We start from the raw sequence: 18381 nt of genomic DNA, 5'->3' as shown, positions 1-18381 counted from the left end.
GTTTAATGGGAAAAATCACGCATCGGTCGGATGCGTGATTGTGTATATGGTTGATTATTAGTGATTTTTTTTATTACAATGGATTCCCGGCAGCCATGCGCAACAGGAGCGTGGGTTGGCTACACTTTATAAGTCAGGATACGGTCCTTTTCGGAGGGTAAAAAGCCGAAATGCTTTTTAAATACTTTAGTGAAATAACCGGGGTCTTCAAACCCAACCCGAAAGGCTACCTCCGAAATCGTGTCGGCTTCGCAACGGAGTAGCTCGAGCGCTTTTTGCATGCGATAGTCACGCATGAGCACCAACGCGGATTGGCCTGTGAGTGCTTTTAATTTTCGGTTCAGTTGTGAAGGGCTGAGATGGAGCGATCCGGCTAAAACCTCCACACCAAATTGAGAATTCGTCAGATTTTCGTCGATGACCTCGATTGCTTTTTGAATGAATACCCTTTCCATTGGCTGGATTGACATTTCTTCCGGATCTGCAAGATCCCGCCTGCTGTATCTTTCGTGCAGGAGTTTTCGATTATCTATTAGGTTATGCACCCGGATCTGCAATTCCCGGGCGGAAAAAGGTTTGGCGATGTAATCGTCGGCCCCGGTTTCCAGACCTATCAGTCTGTCGTGCAGGTCCGCTTTTGCCGTGAGCATCACCACCGGAATATGCGAGGTGGCTTCGGTTGTTTTTAGCAAGCGGCACAATTGTAGTCCATCCATTTGGGGCATCATCAGATCGGAGAGGATCAGATCCGGGATCAGTTCACTGGCCATTTTGATGCCTTCCGAACCGTTGAATGCCTCGGCATACTGATAGGTATTCCCCAGGCATTCACGGATAAATTTTCTGAGTTCCGGGTGGTCTTCCACAATAAGTATCAATGGAAGTTCATCTCCCGACTGGTCTATCTTCCTGATAGGGTCATCCGATACCCGTTTTTCGTTACCTAGTATGATAGTATTGACGATACCGCCTTCGGACCGACCCGCCTTAAGAATAATCCTAAACGTCGCTCCGGCTCCATGAATGGCTTCTGCCGACCCGCCATGGAGCAAGGCCAGTTCCTTTACCAGTGAAAGCCCTATCCCGGAGCCCTCGCTGCTCCGATGCAAGGTATGGTTACTTTGAAAAAAGCGGTCAAATATTTTTGGAATATCTTCTTCCGGAATGCCAGGCCCCGTATCTGAAATCTGTATCTGGATTTGTTTGCCGTCGCGGTCATAGTCCAGTTCGATGGCGATCCCGCCTTTTTCATCCGTAAACTTACAGGCATTTGACAGTAGATTGTTGAGGATGGTCGTGAGGGCCTGGCTGTCATAGACCAATGGGTTATCTGCCAGGTAGTCCGCTGTTTCGGGGGCAATTTTCAAAGATAATTCCAGCTTTTTACGCTCGGCATAGGAGTGGAATGCCAGTACAATGGCCTTTACGTCGTTGACGATAAGGTGGCTTGAGGGCTGCAATTCATATTTACCGCTTTCGAGTTTCGATAAATCCATCAACTGGTTGATCAGCCTGAGCAAATGGGCGCTGTTATGTTCTATTTCTTTGTAACGGTGCTGGGACTGGTCACTCATTTCGGATGCTCTCAGCAGTTCCAGATGCCCGTTGATGAGCGTGAGCGGTGTTCTGAACTCATGCGTAATGTTGGCAAGAAAGTGAGACTTCATTTTGTCCAGCTCCATAACAGTCGCGGCTTGCCTCCTTTCATTCTCCATCTGATGTTTCAGGATGATGCGATTCCTGTATCGTGACCAGAGATAAGCCATACTGCCTAGGAAGATCATAACATAACATATCCGGGCGAGCAGGGAATTCCACCAGGGCGGCGAGATTTCAAATACAACTTCGGCACTTTGGGTGCTCCACCTTCCGAAAGAGTCTGTTCCTTTGGCCTGGAATATATATTTACCAGGGCTTAGGTTGGTGAGGGTGACGTTGCGATTATTTCCCAGTTGAATCCAGGCAGTATCCTCGTTGGCAATGCGGTAGGCGTAACGAATCTTTGTGGAGGCGGTGTAATCCAGAGATGCAAGTGTGATGCTGATGTTATTGGCATGATGGGGCAATGCATTGACACGGCTCGGGGACAAATCAGAAAATTTCCCCTCTTGCTCACCGAGTAGTCGTATGTCAGATACGACGATCGGGATATTGTTTTGCGGTATGCGGATATTCTCAGGATAAAACCGGTTATACCCGTTGATCCCGCCGAAAAACAGTTCTCCATCGTCACTTTTGAAATAAGCGCCCGTATTGAATTCATTGCTTTGAAGCCTGTTTCCTATATCGAAATTAATAAACTCCCGGGTAACTGGATTGAATTTACTAAGACCTTTATTGGTACTCAGCCACAGGTTTCCGGCCTGGTCGGGCAGTATGCCGTAAACGGTATTGTTCGGTAAACCATCTTTGGTTGTGAAATGTGTGAACGATTTGGTTTGTTTGTCGAACCGGTTGAGTCCCACCGGCGTGCCAATCCAAAGAACCTTGTCGGGCGTGACAGGATCGGATAAAATGCACTTGATTTCATTGGATCCCAGCGTACGTTTGTCTGCCGGATTGTTGCGAAATACGCTGATGAACTTTTCCTGTTTTGGATCAAAATGAAACAAACCATTTGTCGTTCCAACCCAGAGTGTCTGGTCCTCATCGGGATGTATCGTCGAATACAATATGTCTTGAGCCCTGCTATCTATTTCAGAAAGAAAAACATATTTACGCTGAACCCGTGATACAGGATTTAGGCAAACCAATGCGAAGGAGGTACTATACCATATATTCTGATGCTTATCAATCGATATGCTCATAATCACATTCCTGCTGGCATTGGCGAAGAGCTCACGCTTTCCTGTATGAGGGTCAAAGCGTAAAAGACCATACATACCCCCCATCCATATATATCCTTGTTGATCTTTAGCAATGCACCGGACCGTAAGTTCATAATTTACTGCCGGAAAGGAAGGTCCCGCAACAGGTAAGTTCATGTGAGCAAAAAAAGAAAATGTACTCAGCATTAAACTTCCTGCTGTACCCGGTGAACCTATGTCGGCATATAAGGCGTAAACGCTTTTTGAGGGTAACGATTCATGATTTGGATGGGCTAAAATGCCATTTTGGAACAATGAAAGATTGGGAGAATAACTAATAATCCCCAGGCCGCTACTCCCCATCCAGACTGTCCCGTCTCGACCTGAACGCATCGAAATAATTCGCCCATCCGGCATACCCAATCCATTTATGCCTTTATATGGATAAAACTGAACACTTTTATCCTGCACACGAAAAATCGCTAGTCCATTGTTGTGTGTGCTCACCCATATCTCGCGTTCGTTGTGACGATTGACCACTGGAAGAACAGCAGTGGCATTTGGGGCTAACTGGTATAAGATAAATGTCTTCTGAGAAATATTGAATTGATAAAGACCCAGCGATGAAGTCATCCAAATTCCACCCTTATCATCCTGTGATATCTCCCCTATATCGTTCTTAAAAGGCGAAAAATCATCATTTCGTACTTTGGTTCCGGGCTTGCCATTGCGGTAAGAAACCACATAGGTGGGATAGTCTCTTAAGGATTCATCTTTGCGTTTTTTGATTATGTCATATTGGATTATGCCCCGGTTCGAATTGATCCAAAGTAATCCATTGCCGGCAAGCAAAATATGTCTTGGTATGGGCAGCAATTCTTCTTTATCCGTTACAAAACGCTGTATGGAAAGTTTGGTTTTATCATTTACGTGGCCCGGCTGAAATCCGACAATATCGCCATTCAGAAAGGATACCCACAACCCCAGCTTGCTATTACCCGTAATAGAGCTGACAAATGTGTTCCCGGGCGCCCTGCTTCCCGGGTCTATCTTTACGAAGACATCTGTTTCTTCTTCATACAAATTCAGTCCACCGAACATGGTTCCTACCCACAAATTTTTGAGGTCGTCCTCATAAATACAGGTAATGTAATTGTCGCTGATGGCCGTAGGATCGTGGGGATTGGTCTTATATATTTTGAACGAATATCCATCATAGCGATTCAGGCCGTCCTTTGTTCCAAACCACATGTACCCTCTGTGATCCTGAAATATGGTATTGACCATGTTTTGCGACAAGCCGTGGTCAATGCCGAGCTGCTTAAACCGGTGTTCACTTTGCCAGGCAAACCCCATACGGGATAGCGACAGGAATGCAATGAGTAAGACAAGGATGCGCGTACAGGTATGGTCAGGAAGATGAGAAGGGGGGGCACTCATAAGTATAGAAAAAATTAAAGGGAGGGTAGGGTGTTTTCCTGCGCAATTTGCTAATAATTTTTCAACTTAGGTAATTCGGGCTTGTTACCCGGAAAAAGTGGGTGAAGTGAGAGGTAACCGGGCGGGTGTTTATGATTTGAACAAAGTACTGGTTGGTGATGTTAATTCTGTTTTTGACTATGATTAATCCCACGCTATACATATCTTCCGGCTCTCGGGTTATCAAACGTTTCTGAATACCCACTTTTACATTAAATGAACGAACCTTTAAAAATGAAACACGTCCTTATCGTTGAAGATCATCATTTAATTAGCATGAGTCTGCGGATCGTTTTACACCAAATAGACGAAAATATAAACGTATCTGAAATCCAGAATTTCGACGATGCAATGCAGGAAATAAGGGCCCGGCATTTTGATTTTATTATTCTGGATATTTATATTCCCGGGGGAAAAGGGATCCAGATGGTCGGCCTGATCAGAAAGGAGTTACCTAAGGTTGCCATATTGATTTGTTCTTCAGCTGAGGAAGATCAAAATGCAGAGCGGTTTATCCTGGCAGGTGCGAACGGTTTTTTATCGAAGTCAGCGGCACAGGATGAAACCCGGACAGCCATTTCGACTGTCCTGAACGGGGACCGGTATGTAAGCGCGAAAATTCACAATAAACTTCTCAGCCATGGATTTAACCGAAAGGAAACAGCTGTGCGCCTGTCTCCACGCGAGACGGAGATTACGAAGCTTCTGCTGGAGGGCAAGTGGACGAAGGAAATAGCGCAAACCCTGAATTTAAGTGTAAGTACCGTGAGTACTTTCAAAGCCAGAATCTTTGAAAAAATGGAGGTAGACAGTGTTGTGGCATTATTCGCAAAGATCAATGCAGATGATTTGATTTAAGTCAGAATGTAAATTGCTGCTGGGAAATTAAATGGGAATTCTGACATAGAATGTTGTTCCACTTCCTTTCTGACTGGTGAAAGAAAGAGTTCCCATGAGCGCTTCTGTAAATTTTTTTGATAGGATTAATCCCATGCCTCCCTCACGTAATGTCCCGGATTGATTTTCCCAGCCTTCGGCGATTGCCTGCTTGGTTGCGTCGGCAATACCCGTGCCATTGTCTGTAACAGAAAACTCGTGGAAGTCGTCGTTTTGTTGATAAGATAAAGTGATGTGGCTATTCTTTGGGCAGAATTTGACGGCATTATTGATCAGGTTTCTGAGAATGACATTCAAATGATAAGGATTTGAAAAAATACGTAGGCTTTCCGGAATCAGCGAATCAAATTGTATCCCTTTGCCCTTCGCAATATCGACGTAAGCGCGCACAGTCTCTTTTAGCTGGTCTTGTACCACGAAGTATTCTTTGGCCCTTTGGCTCTTAAATTTCTCATTGGTCAGATCCAGCAAGTTTAGCAGCAGGTTTTGGGTATTGGTAACGGATTGGCTCACCTCTGTTTCCAACATGCGTTTTTCGTCGGGTTTCAGATCATACATACCCAATATTTCCAGATATTTTTTCATGGAATTCAGCGGCGTATGATAATCATGAGAAATCAATGAAATGAGCCGTGATTTTTCCTCATGCAATTCGTCAAGTAACATCGCCCTTTCTTCGGCTTTTTCCTTCTCTTTGGTATAATTATTTATAATATAGGCCAGACTTACCAGAATCAAAATCATGTTGACCGCATAGGTAGAGGCAATATCAATGAACTGTTGCTTTTTGTCGGTATAACCTCCCTGTATAAAGTTTGGATCCAGATATTCTGTTGTCAATAGCGCCGCCACAACGGTAAGATTTACCACGGTTAGTGGAATGTATTCCTTCCTCGGTGCCGCTGCCAGTGACAGAAAATGAACCAAGCATAAGGAAAGCAGGCTTGATCCGGTTATGCCGGAGCTTATCCGGTAGCTGAAAATAAAGAATATGTAAAAGAGCAGACAGTAGAGATTCAATGATAAGGTGGTTCTGTCTTTAAATCTGGAAAGGTAATAAAGGAAAACCTGGAAGGGCAGCAGGACAACCGTGATTAACGCAGCGGTCAGAAAACTTGTCATCAGGCTAAAAACCAGCGCGTAGATCATTAAAATGATAGTCGCTAGACAGATAAAGTGATAAATGCGACTTTGAAGCGAGAACGTGTCGCTACTCCCCTGAAGGTAGTGCCAGTATCTACGTAACTGGCTGGATATTTTATATTTCAAACGGATGCAGGTTAGAAGTCTGGTGTAATTCCCCAGGTAATTTGGATTGTTTTCAATTTCGATTGGCTGGCCTGAATAATAACGCTTTCAGACCGTGTAACCGGAAAATACAAAAATAGGGAAGGATTTAATTACCAACTACTACTTGCGATTGTTTTAATGTTAAAAATAGGAAGAGATTAATACCATGCGCTTGAAGTAAGAATAATTTCCATACCAGGAAATCTGTTTGCTTCTGAAATTGAATCATTTTAACGGTACAGAAAAGATCCTGCGCCGTTAAAATGATTTCCCACAAAGTGTGTGAATGTTGTGAAATGAGCTGGATCAGTGTACTACGAATATTTTTTGGGATTGACTGCTGCCCGCCTTGTAGACGACTTTAACCGAATAGATTCCGCTGTTCAAATTTAGAATATCTACGGAGTTGCTGTTCTCTTTTGACCGCGCCATAAGTTTTCCGGCCCCGTTGTATATTTCAATTTTTGATATCTCTTCTTCCTGAGCCGACTTTACCGTTATTTTTTCGGAGGCCGGGTTTGGGTAAACAATTAGTTCAGACTTGTTTTTGAAATCAAGACTTACAATCCGGCTGAAAGCGAAGGTCTCGTCGCTATCGATCATTTTAAGTCGGTATAAATTCTGTCCCCTTAAAGGTGAGGCATCTACAAACGAATAGGCGGATAGTACTGAACTTTCTTTGGCAGCTTTCACGGTACCTAGTTTTTCCCATTTTTGTCCAGTGCTGCTTCTTTCAATTTCAAAGCGGTCACTATTCGTTTCCGAGGTGGTTTTCCATTCCAGCGCACTGGCATTCTCCCGCTTTTGGACTTTGAACGAGGTCAATGTCACTGGAAGTGCTCCACTGGCATAGGTATAAACAACGCAGGCACCGGCACTGACGTAGGTTTGCACTAATGTTTCCAGATTACCACTTCCTGTTACTGCCACTGAGCTTTGCGCGAGTGTTGGTATTGTGAACGTATCGTTTCCGGTACCGACAAAATTAGTTGAAATGACCGTGGCACTATTGGTATTTCTGGCTGGATAAGCACTGGCAAATGAGTAACGGTTATAAAATGAATCTCCCGATGTTCCGTCGTAGTCTTTGACGCCATCGAAATCGCCAAGCTGGCCATCGAGGCTTACATCGCTGTTCATGACAAAAGTAGCAGGATTTATCGGCATAGTCATCGTAACCTTCCCGGCAGCCGTAATACTGTATCCATTGGCTGTGGCGGTGTTTTCAATGCCTATGGTCGGATGAAATACGGCTTCCGCTGCAAATATTTTTACATTGGTCGGGAGTGGGGTCACCGTTGATTTAGGAAGAACCAGCATATCGTTCCATTCGGTGGTTATTGATTCCTTTTGGGCACAATAAGTCAGCGTATTTTCTTTGGCAACCAATCCCAGACCATAGTCTGAAATTGTTTGGTTGTTACCGATGGTAAATTCAGGGGCAAAGTTATCGCCGTCAGCCGCGCTGTTAACCGTGTTATCGCCACCGGACCGCTGCGCTGTTACGGTGAAACCGTCTGAAGGATATACGTATTCGATGACGTAGGTTCCCGCGTTAGTTTTGAGGTTAAATTCACCGTTTGCATTGCTTAATGCACTTGCCATAGTTTCCTGTGAGACCGGATCTAAAAGTTTCACTAAAATTCCGGCCACTTTTGTTTCAGTTGTTGCTCTAATGCCATTAGCGGGTTTGGCTTCCTGCCAAATCACGCCTGTGATGGTACTTGTCAAAGCCGGCGTTTGAGCAGATGCCATGGGACTCAGGGATAACATAAGGGCAATAAGCGGAAGGGTAAAATTTTCTTTTTTCATGATATTGTGGTTCAGATATATAGACAAAAGTATATTTCGTGAATCCCGGGATCAAATTATTTCTATTAGAAATGTCTCTATATGTTGCCTTAAAATACTACTACATTGCCACTTAACTTGCTGATATATAGGGTTGTGTGTTTTGTTTTATTTATGTAGCGATCATAGAATAGCGGTTGGTTACGGCGAAAAGACGATGCGTCGGTTACTTACCTTGGCGTATAAATTCGAAATTCAATAAGGTTCTGTTTCAGGAATAAAATTCCTATCAGGTTAATTATAAAATTAATCCTATTCACAACGAGCCATACCGCTCGATTGGAGATTAAAAAGAAATTAAAAAACAGTCGAAATATTCAATAAAAAAATGAATGAAGTCTATTTTGGCGACGTTCCCGACATCGTTTGCGTAAAAAAATATCAGTAAAACCTTTGGCATTTCTTGCTAATAGCTAACCTTCCTTCTGTCAAACGAAGTAATAGTGAATATAACAACCAATTATTTCTTCGATTATTCACATTTTTTTTCGGGAAAAATTCAACTGATAATTTTTGGGTAAGACTTCTTTCACGGCTAAAAATCACATGAAGAACGCCTGTTTTTGAGTATGAATTTTGTATTAATAAATAGAATAATATAAACTGTCAGGATGTATGTTTAGAAAGTTACAAAGTGCGTCGGCCCTGGGGCTGTTACTCATGTATGGAATTTTGCCGGTTGGTAGTCAGAAGCTTTATGCCGGAGATCGTCTGAACTTTACGAAAAATATGGTCGTGTCGGCAGATGGAAAAAACGGGTCAAATGCTGTTTTTGATATTACAGGAAAGGTTACGGGAGATAACGGTGAAGAACTGCCAGGCGTAAGTATTTTGTTGAAAGGTACAACAACTGGTGCGACTTCGGATGTGAATGGATCGTACAAACTCACGATCCCGGCTGGAAATGCAACCTTGGTTTTTTCTTACGTGGGTTATGTCGGTCAGGAAATTCAGGTGAATAACCGTTCGATTATCGACGTCAAACTGTTGACGGACACCAAAGCACTGGAGGAAGTTGTGGTTGTGGGCTATGGAACGATGAAAAAAAGTGACGTGACCGGCGCGATTACTTCGGTAAAATCCAAAGATATCACCGCCATTCCGACGACGAATGCGCTCAGATCGCTGCAAGGAAAGGTTTCGGGGATTGATATTACACAAAATTCGGGACAGCCAGGTGCGGATATTAACATCGTTTTACGTGGAAACAGGTCCTTGAAAGCAGATAATAAGCCGCTTGTTTTGGTGGATGGCATTCCGTACGGTTCGTTTATTGATATCAACCCAACGGATATTGCCTCGATTGAAGTCTTGAAAGATGTTGCTTCCACAGCCATTTACGGAACACGCGGGGCTAATGGTGTGATCATCATTACGACTAAAAAAGGGTCGGCAGGGAAATCCAGTTTATCATTCAATGCATATGTTTCGATGAACAAAAAAGCGCTTTACCCGCGCATGATGAACGGCGAAGAATACGCGCAGCAAAAGCGGGAAGCATACCGAACCACCAATGGTGATGTTTACAGAAAAGATGAGGATATTTTTCAGGTGACGGAATTACAATACATTAAGGATAAGCAATTTGAGGACTGGCAAAGTTATATTTTTCACAGCGGTTTGATGCAGAATTATGAAATCAATATGACGGGCGGCAGTGAGAAAACCACTTTTGCAACGTCGTTTGGTTATCAAAAGGATAAAGGCTTACTGCTCAATGATGTTTACCGCAGGTTAAATGGTAAAGTTAGTGTCGACCATAAATTTAATAACCGCATCAGGGTAGGGGTTAGCGCTATTTATTCCTATAAAAATCAGGATAAACGCGAGAATCCTTTGAATATGGCAAACAAAATTTTACCGATTGCCAAAGCATTTAACGACGACGGAACCCTGATCCTGAATCCTGCGCCGGGTTACAGTGCACAATTTACACCATTGGCCGATGAACAGCCCGGTGTTTTCGTGAACAATATCGTTGATAAACGCTTATTTTCTTCCGCTTATCTGGATGTGAAAATTACGAACGAGTTGTTTTTTAAATCTACCATAGGGCTGGATTTTCGTGATTTTCGAAACGGATATTACAAAGGATACAATACGGTTGCGAACGCAGGGCGTAATTCAACTTCCGGTGTTAAACTGGAAAACTATTTCAACTATACCTGGGAAAATACGCTTAACTACAACAAAACGATCGGGAATCATCAGATTCAGGGACTTTTGGGAACGAGTTCACTGGGTACCAAATTTGAGGAGTATACTTCGTCGGGGAATAACCAGGCTTCTCCGATCACTTCATTTCATGATTTAAATTCGAATACCATTTCCAAAGCAATTGGCAGTACGTTAAGAGAAACTAAAATTGCTTCGTTTTTTGGACGGGTGAACTATAAATTAAGCAACAAATATATTTTCCAGGCTTCGTTGCGTACAGACGGATCTTCGGTACTGGCGGCGGGAAATAAATGGGGCTATTTCCCATCGGTTTCAGGAGCATGGCGTGTGATCGAAGAGCCATTTTTGCGGGATAGCAAAATTGTCAATGATCTGAAACTGCGCGTAAGCTGGGGGAAATCGGGGAATGCTGCTATTGATCCCTATGCGACAAAAGGAGGTTTGGGCTTATCCGGCTATGCTTTTGGTACGAGCGCTGCTTTTGGGTATTGGCCCAAGGTCATTCCAAATCCGAACCTGACCTGGGAGACGACCGGTACCTGGAACGCCGGTATCGATTTTGGTTTACTGGGTAATAAAATCTCGGGAACGATTGATGTGTACCGGTCAAGGACCAAAGATCTGCTATTGCCAAGTTTGTTGCCCACGCATACTGGTTACAGTGAGGTTCTTGAAAATATAGGTCAGGTGGAAAACAAAGGTATCGAGCTGGCTATTACCTCTCAGAATATGAACGCAAAATCTTTCAGCTGGTCGACAGACTGGACGTTTACCGTAAACCGGGAAAAGATTATAGCGTTGAACAGTGGCGTTACACGTAATGAGGCCAGCAGCTGGTTTGTTGGTGAACCAACCAAAGTTTTTTATAACTATAAAAAGATAGGCATCTGGCAGCTTGGCGAGGAAGAAGCGGCTTTGAAATTTGGAAGCAACAAACCGGGCGATGTTAAGGTGGCTGATATCAATGGAAACGGCGTAGTTGATCCGGGGGATCGTACCACTTTTTCTCAGGTTCCGAAGTTCTCATTCGGGGTTAATAACCATTTTGAATACAAAAATATTGACCTGAGTGTTTTTGTTTACGGTCGCATCGGGCATTACATCAACTATGAGTACAATAGCAGTGCTTACAAGCCAAGCGCGCTTGAAAATTCTTCGAACGTAGATTACTGGACACCGGAGAATCCGACGAATGCTTTTCCGCGACCGAACAGTTCTTACTCGACAACAAATTATCTGTACCAGTCGACGCTGGGTTATGTGAAAGGTTCTTTGGTGAAGATCAGAGATGTGTCGTTGGGTTATAATATTCCGTCGACGCTGGTGAAGAAAATCGGTGTTGGTCGTGTGCGGGTGTATGGCACACTGCAAAACTATTTCACTTTCAGCAAGATCAAGGATTACGATCCGGAACGTGGCGGTGATTTGAGTTTCCCACTCGTGAAACAGATGATCTTTGGTGTAAACATTGATTTTTAATCATTCAGGTAAATGAATCCTGATTTGAATTACTGAAATTTTAAAACAGATATTCCAATGAAAATCAAAATAGCGGCCTTGTTAATGGCTTTTTCTCTTGTCGGACTTACTTCTTGCGAGGATTATCTTTCCGAAACCAATAAAAGCGGCCTGACCGAAGATCCGTTTTTTCAAACCGAGCTGGGCATTACGGCGGCTGTGAATGCGTCATATTCGGGAACCAGGTTATGGTATGGAAAGGAATTTCCTTCGGCATTTGCCGAAACCGGAACCGATCTTTTCCTTCGGGGCGGTGACAACAAAGCGAACCAGATTTCGGATTATTCCGTCGACTTAAACGGCGCACAGGCCAATTTGAAAGACTATTGGGGACACTTGTATAAAGCTTTGAATACCTGCAATACAGCCTTGAAACTGCTCCCCGCACCTGTTTTAAGTGAGGCGCTGAACAAACAGTATGAGGGAGAAGTCCGGTTTTTGAGAGCACATTATCTCTGGCTGATTACCGAAACCTGGGGAGACGTGGTGCTTTCAACGGAACCCACGATCGGTGTGGTGACAACGGCAAAAAGATCCAGCGTTGAAGCGTTTTATAAGGTCATTTTTGCAGATCTGGACATTGCGATTGCCAATCTGGCGCCTACCAAATCAACGACGGGACGTATCACCCAGGATGTTGCCAAGGCATTTAAAGCAAGAATGTCCCTGACCCGCGCCAGTGCAACCAACAATGCAGCCATGTATGCACAGGCAGCCACATTGGCAAAAGAAGTGATCGCTTCGGGCCGGTATTCATTATTCTCCGATTTTAAATCGCTTTGGGATATGAAAAATTCTGAGGGCGGGACGAATTCAGAAGTGGTGTACTATGTCAATTATACTAATGATGATACCATGAATGGTGATTACGACGCGGCAGCGGGAAAAGGCAATAACAGTCATTTGCATTTTGTTATGGTGTATGACAAACAGCCGGGCATGGAGCGTTCCGTTGCTTATGGTCGTCCATACCAGCGTTATGTGCCGACGTTACATTTGCTCGATTTATTTAACGAAAATGTGGATCAACGTTATGCCGGTACTTTTCAAACCGTTTGGAAAGCAAACATGGCAAACCTGAAAGCCGGAACGGTTAACGGTTATCCGAAAATGGCTTTGGGCGACACTTCCATGGTTTTCCTGAAAACGGTTGCAACTCCCGAGCAAACGGCTAATGCATCGGGTCGGTATAAAATCTTTGACCGTAATACGATGTATAAAACCGATGGTACGCTTTTGCTGAGATCACAGTTTATTCAAATGAGTAAATTGATGGATCCGACGCGGTTGACGGCCAATCAGGAATGGAGTGCGCGTGATGGCTTCGTAATCCGGATTGCGGAAATGTATCTGATCGCAGCGGAGGCTTTGATGAATTCCAATCCGACAGAAGCATTAAAATATATGAACGATCTTCGTAAAAAACGGGCCATCGCAGGCAAGGAAGCTGACATGGAAATTGCTGTGAAAGATCTGACCATCGACTTTATTTTGGATGAACGGGCCCGCGAGCTGGCTGGTGAATTGTTTCGCTGGTATGACCTGAAACGCACGGGAAAACTCGTGAGTTATGTGCAAAAATACAACATGGACGCCAAAGCAAACATTAAGGAAACGCACAATCTGCGTCCGATTCCCCAGGTTCAGCTCGATGCAGTGACCAATAAGGAAGAATTCAAACAGAACCCGGGGTATAACTGATTTGTTTAAAAGATTATGGCGGATAAAAGATTTCGCTGCGTTTTCGGACTCAGCGAAATCTTTTTTTTAGTAAATGTGGTTTTGTGAAATACTTGGGTTAAGTAGTCGTAATTTTGTTATTTACCAGGAGGTAGCTTCCTTAATTCGCCCCAGACAAATTCTGAAATATTACCTATGTTGCCTATGTCACTTATCGCCGCAGAGATGTAGCCAGACTTCATTTTATCCTTATAAATGTCTTTGTTCTTTAAAAATTCAAATAATTCCATTGCTGGCTTAACGGTTGTAACGGGTCCCAAATCAAATGGATCAGAGGAGTTGGTCGTGTACTTTTTACCGGTGTTCATGCAGTGTAAATTCAATTGGTGAAAATACATCCCGTTCGCAGGAACCTGAATGGCTACCTTTCCTGATAGCATTCCGTTTTGGGTTCCACGGTTTCGGGAAATAAAAATCAACCCCGGAGGCAGTGTGAGGGTGATTGGCCTGGAAGTAGAATTTCTGAAACTCACACATAATATCACATGCGTGCCAATGCCAGATACGCGCTCTTCACCATTTTCCCTGAATGTACATTCTTCTTCGGGCCCCCCGTTTACCTGGGCTGGCACGGCTGCATTAAATGTCAAACCAGCGGGTAAATCAAATTTCGTTCCTTCCGGATCTTCATTCGAAAACGGCCCCCAGCCTTTGTAGAAAACTTCTTCCCCTGGATTATTGTCTTTACCAGGCCCCGTATGCTTGCAGCCGGAAAAGATTAAGGTTCCACAGATTGTTGACAGGATAATTTTAAAAAATAGTGTTCTTCCCTTTTTCATGACTAAATGGTTTAATTTTAGTCTGAAAAGTAGGGCAAGAGTCTCTAAGCAAAAAGTTTTATCGACGGACACACGGTTATGGCTGACACACGCCCGCAGGGGGGATAAATTTTTGCAGATTTCTTTAAATTCGTAGATTACCGTTTTTATTAAAGCAGGCAAATGGAATATTATTTTAAGACAATGGCTTCACCGGTCGGCAGTTTAACGCTGATCGCCAGTGATAAGGGGCTTTCGGCCGTTCAATGGGAGCGTGGCAATCCGGACCGTACCAGAACGGGCATTGAAAATGTGAATCATCCGGTGCTTATGGAGACGGAAAGGCAACTAAATGAATATTTTCAGAAAAAGCGTAAAGTATTTTCTCTTGATCTGGATTTCGCCGGCACTGATTTTCAAATAAAGGTTTGGCAGGCATTGCTTACAATCCCTTTCGGTGAAACAAGAACTTATGGTCAAATTGCTGAACAGATAGGGAATCCCCAGGCCGTACGTGCTGTCGGCGGGGCAGCTAATAGTAATCCGATCTCCATTGTCGCACCTTGCCACCGGGTTATTGGTGCCACGGGAAAATTGGTGGGTTTTGGAGGAGGACTTGCTAACAAAGCTCTTTTGCTGGCCTTAGAACGTCCTTATAAACAAACTTCGTTATGGGAACAGGATTAGTTTACAAGAAAAATCAAGTGCATAGGAACTTCTTTTATTAAAATAGAATTATAAGATAATGCCTGCAATAATTTTCGGGTTATACCGCTAAACTACACTTTCTTTTCTTCACGATTTAAGTCTGATCATCTGTACTGCGTACGCTTTAACAACTTTATTTTTGACAAATTCTGCACCGGAAAAAGACGATGTGTTCAGTCCTTTTCAAGAAACAATGACTGATTATACATTGCCGGATAAATTTACGTTTCCCTTCGACTATCAGCCTCATCCACTTAGTCTTCTGGCCGTGGAAAAATTACAGTCGCACCTGATCAATCAGCAGGAGTGGGACCATAATTTTGGATTAACCGATAGCGAAGAAGGCGCAATCGGAAAGATGTTTGGGGTTTTGGTGGTGAAAACAGAGCAAAATGATATTGGTTATCTTTCTGCATTTTCCGGCAAACTGGCCGGAGGAAATCACCATGCCAAATTTGTTACACCGATTTTTGACGGGATGGCGGAAGGTGGTTTTTTGAATCAGGGCATGCGTGAACTGGCAAGGATTAACGAGGAAATCAAGACGCTTGGAGAGCAGCAGCCAGTAGCATATGAAGCGCAGGTTTCTCTTTTAAAAGACTTAAGAAAGAATAATTCAAATGCTCTGCAAAAGGAAATCTTTGATCAATACCATTTTTTGAACCAGGCGGGAGAGGAGAAAAGTCTTTTCGGGATTTTTGAAGATGCCTCCTATAAAAATCCTCCGGCCGGAGCCGGGGAATGTGCCGCCCCCAAGCTGCTTCAATATGCTTTTCAGCGAAATATGAAACCGCTTGCGATGGCTGAATTCTGGTGGGGACTATCGCCCAAATCCGATAACTGGAAACACAGACACTTTTATCCTGCCTGTAAAGAGAAATGTGCGCCAATTTTAGCACATATGCTTGAAGGAATTGAAATGGATGAAAAACCCGCTTTGAAAGCCGATGTTTTGGCATTTTCATAGTCTGTTTCTATGTAAAAAAGCCGTTAGAGGAATTTTTTGGTGGTTGGCTGTGGCAACTTCCTGTACCGCTTTGTAATGGCTTTCCGGGAAAATGAGTAGGACAATTTGAAAGGTGTAAAACCCGGAAAATCAAGGCGGACGATGCAATGATGATTTTTTTAGATAAAAATGCTATTGTTGATTCAATAAAACTCTATTTATTTTCGTTACCTAAAAAGTGCCGCGGCAATAGCAGCAATGATGCATTAAACTGCATTCCCGATATTTATTTATGAAACAGTATTCAAAAAAACATGAAATTCGAGGATATCAGCCTGTTAGGGCTCTGGTTTTCTTGTTTTTTACTTTGTTTTTATTGTCTAACTGTCAGGTTAAGAAGTCGCTAAACGCAGCACTTTTAAATAAATCAGGCACGGAACAGACTACGGCCCGGATCAATAAGGGATTGCCTGGGTCTACGCGGATCATGACAAATGAGGATTGTCTGCTTGGCAAAAATTCGGCCTATTCAGATTCAGATCTTCATCTTGTATCAGACGTTGCACCCGTGCAGCCCGCCGAGCCGATCCTGCTGTCTTATCTGCCGCTTCTACTGATTTTTACCAGATTTTCTGGTGATGCACACAGTCCTTTATTATCCCTGTTTAAAGTGCTGCCTGCCAGTAATGGGAGTCCTATCTACATCAGGAACAGATACCTTCTGATTTGAGCCTTCATATTTTTCTGATTTACAAATACATAGTTTCAGGTTGTTGATACCCGATACTGTGGTGATTTCATTATTTTAAACAGATCAAATATGATAAGGCATAAGCTTTGTCTGTCAGGCATTTTTTTAGTGCTTGCCAGTTCTTCTTTATATGCACAAACGGGTTTTAAATTGTCGGAAATCTGGGGAATGACGCTGTCAAATTATCCTGGAATGACCTTGAAGCAGGCGCAGGTAGAAGAGTCCAGGTTCGTCCGTAAGATTACCCGAAATACCAGTTACTTGCCATCGGTGCAATTGCAGCTTCAAAATTCAACGGGCACCTATGCGAGCAGTAGCGGTGCTTTCTTTCCTTTGCCGGGCATTGTCAATATCAATGGCAGGGCTTCTACTATGCCTGGACAGCCAGCGACAGCATTTAATACCTTTGGTTCAGTAGTCGCGGACTGGAAATTCTTTGAATTCGGACGGAAAAAGTTAGCCCTGAAAGCTGCCGATCAGGGGATTGACCAAGCCACGAGTGATCTGGATGCACAGGCGCTGCAACTCAAAGCGCGGTCGACAAAGTTGTATTTAAATATATTGAACAGCAAGGTCAATTTGCTGTGGGCACGGCAACATGCGGCACGGACGAAGCAGATTCTCGATCTCTCAGCGAGTCTGGCGTTTGCAGGGCTAAAACCGGGGGCGGATAGTTCTCTGGCACTTTCATCGTATTTACAGGCGCTTGCCGGTCAGGAACTGTGGAATGCCAGGTTAGGATCTGATCTAACGGATCTGACCGAGCTTGCCTTCCAGGCTGATACGGCACAAGGCGTACCGCATGAACGCTATTTAAATCCCGGGCCAATCGTATTGGATAATAATCCGGTCCAGGTAAATCACCCTTACCTGGAAACGCTCGGCGGGGCAGTCAGGTATGGACAAGCCCAGGCCGAATTGGCGGGCCGCAAGGCACTTCCAGCCGTTTCTGCGCTTGGAGGATTGGCATTGCGGGGCAGCGGTATTGGTCCGGATGGTTTTGTAAATAATGATGTTTTGGCTGGATATGGCAACGGATCAGCAAATTACCTTATTGGACTGGCAGTAACATGGGACATCACAGACGCGTTTAACAGCAGCTTGGAAAGGAAACGTATAGAGCAAAAAGTTAGGACATATCAGGCAAATTATGATATGCAGAAACTAGACCTGGATACAAAACTAAGCTCGGTCGCAAAACGAATTGATGGCCAGAAGAAGCAGATTAACAGCATTGCCGCTGCGGTGGAAAATGCGAAAATCGCTTACGATCTGTATTTGTCAAGATACGAAAACGGACTGATCAGTCTGACCGAACTGTTACAGATCCAGTCGATTTTACAGCAGACCGAAAAAAACAATATTGACGTCCATCAGCTTTTATGGGAACAGATACTGATAGAATCAGAGACTTCCGGTAATTTTTTATATCTGCAAAACCAATTTAATTAAGATACT

The 18381-nt window shown here is 43.7% G+C and carries 11 protein-coding genes; 7 read left to right on the top strand and 4 right to left on the bottom strand.

Annotation, left to right across the window (positions count from 1 at the left end; translation table 11 throughout):
* Positions 1-119: 119 nt before the first annotated feature.
* Positions 120-4247 carry a two-component regulator propeller domain-containing protein gene (locus tag RB622_RS00690; RefSeq protein WP_308044548.1) on the bottom strand — a complete coding sequence of 1376 codons (4128 nt, stop codon included), beginning with the start codon at positions 4245-4247 and terminating at the stop codon, positions 120-122.
* A gap of 273 nt (positions 4248-4520) precedes the next feature.
* Between RB622_RS00690 and RB622_RS00685 the strand changes: the two genes are divergently transcribed.
* Positions 4521-5144 (top strand): response regulator transcription factor, encoded by a 624-nt coding sequence (locus RB622_RS00685; RefSeq protein ID WP_308044547.1) that lies wholly within the window; start codon positions 4521-4523, stop codon positions 5142-5144.
* 27 nt (positions 5145-5171) lie between these two features.
* On the opposite strand, the gene RB622_RS00680 is transcribed toward RB622_RS00685, so the two are convergent.
* Complete coding sequence (locus RB622_RS00680) at positions 5172-6452, bottom strand: HAMP domain-containing sensor histidine kinase (protein WP_308044546.1); 1281 nt, start codon at positions 6450-6452, stop codon at positions 5172-5174.
* A gap of 327 nt (positions 6453-6779) precedes the next feature.
* Positions 6780-8285 (bottom strand): choice-of-anchor E domain-containing protein, encoded by a 1506-nt coding sequence (locus RB622_RS00675; protein ID WP_308044545.1) that lies wholly within the window; start codon positions 8283-8285, stop codon positions 6780-6782.
* A gap of 654 nt (positions 8286-8939) precedes the next feature.
* Between RB622_RS00675 and RB622_RS00670 the strand changes: the two genes are divergently transcribed.
* Both RB622_RS00670 and RB622_RS00665 read left to right on the top strand, forming a co-directional pair.
* Positions 8940-11981 (top strand): TonB-dependent receptor, encoded by a 3042-nt coding sequence (locus RB622_RS00670; protein ID WP_308044544.1) that lies wholly within the window; start codon positions 8940-8942, stop codon positions 11979-11981.
* A gap of 57 nt (positions 11982-12038) precedes the next feature.
* Complete coding sequence (locus RB622_RS00665) at positions 12039-13721, top strand: RagB/SusD family nutrient uptake outer membrane protein (RefSeq protein WP_308044543.1); 1683 nt, start codon at positions 12039-12041, stop codon at positions 13719-13721.
* A 116-nt stretch (positions 13722-13837) separates the two neighbouring features.
* Here RB622_RS00665 and RB622_RS00660 read toward each other — a convergent pair whose 3' ends face one another.
* Positions 13838-14539, bottom strand: a complete 702-nt coding sequence (locus tag RB622_RS00660) for a hypothetical protein (protein ID WP_308044542.1) — start codon at positions 14537-14539, stop codon at positions 13838-13840.
* 162 nt (positions 14540-14701) lie between these two features.
* Here RB622_RS00660 and RB622_RS00655 point away from each other — a divergent pair, with 162 nt between their 5' ends.
* The 4 genes from RB622_RS00655 to RB622_RS00640 all read left to right on the top strand — a co-directional run bounded on the left by RB622_RS00655 (position 14702) and on the right by RB622_RS00640 (position 18375).
* On the top strand, positions 14702-15205 hold the full coding sequence (locus RB622_RS00655; RefSeq protein WP_308044541.1) for a methylated-DNA--[protein]-cysteine S-methyltransferase: 504 nt from the start codon (positions 14702-14704) through the stop codon (positions 15203-15205).
* 160 nt (positions 15206-15365) lie between these two features.
* Positions 15366-16193: a pseudouridylate synthase gene (locus RB622_RS00650; protein WP_308044540.1), complete on the top strand. Its 828-nt coding sequence runs from the start codon at positions 15366-15368 to the stop codon at positions 16191-16193.
* 271 nt (positions 16194-16464) lie between these two features.
* A complete protein-coding gene (locus RB622_RS00645) occupies positions 16465-16902 on the top strand; it encodes a hypothetical protein (RefSeq protein WP_308044538.1) in 438 nt (145 codons plus the stop codon).
* 90 nt (positions 16903-16992) lie between these two features.
* Entirely contained in the window at positions 16993-18375 is a 1383-nt protein-coding gene (locus tag RB622_RS00640) for a TolC family protein (RefSeq protein ID WP_308044537.1), read from the top strand.
* Positions 18376-18381: the final 6 nt, after the last annotated feature.

Source organism: Dyadobacter sp. LHD-138 (assembly GCF_030929615.1).
GTDB lineage: Bacteria > Bacteroidota > Bacteroidia > Cytophagales > Spirosomataceae > Dyadobacter.
Note: the sequence above shows the minus strand (reverse complement) of the source record. Positions and strands in the feature narration are given on the sequence as shown.

Excerpts from the sequence above, each read along its gene's own strand:
- RB622_RS00690 (WP_308044548.1), bottom strand. The coding sequence starts at position 4,247 with ATGAGTGCCCCCCCTTCTCATCTTCCTGACCATACCTGTACGCGCATC.
- RB622_RS00685 (WP_308044547.1), top strand. The coding sequence starts at position 4,521 with ATGAAACACGTCCTTATCGTTGAAGATCATCATTTAATTAGCATGAGT.
- RB622_RS00675 (WP_308044545.1), bottom strand. The coding sequence starts at position 8,285 with ATGAAAAAAGAAAATTTTACCCTTCCGCTTATTGCCCTTATGTTATCC.
- RB622_RS00670 (WP_308044544.1), top strand. The coding sequence starts at position 8,940 with ATGTTTAGAAAGTTACAAAGTGCGTCGGCCCTGGGGCTGTTACTCATG.
- RB622_RS00665 (WP_308044543.1), top strand. The coding sequence starts at position 12,039 with ATGAAAATCAAAATAGCGGCCTTGTTAATGGCTTTTTCTCTTGTCGGA.
- RB622_RS00660 (WP_308044542.1), bottom strand. The coding sequence starts at position 14,539 with ATGAAAAAGGGAAGAACACTATTTTTTAAAATTATCCTGTCAACAATC.
- RB622_RS00655 (WP_308044541.1), top strand. The coding sequence starts at position 14,702 with ATGGAATATTATTTTAAGACAATGGCTTCACCGGTCGGCAGTTTAACG.
- RB622_RS00645 (WP_308044538.1), top strand. The coding sequence starts at position 16,465 with ATGAAACAGTATTCAAAAAAACATGAAATTCGAGGATATCAGCCTGTT.
- RB622_RS00640 (WP_308044537.1), top strand. The coding sequence starts at position 16,993 with ATGATAAGGCATAAGCTTTGTCTGTCAGGCATTTTTTTAGTGCTTGCC.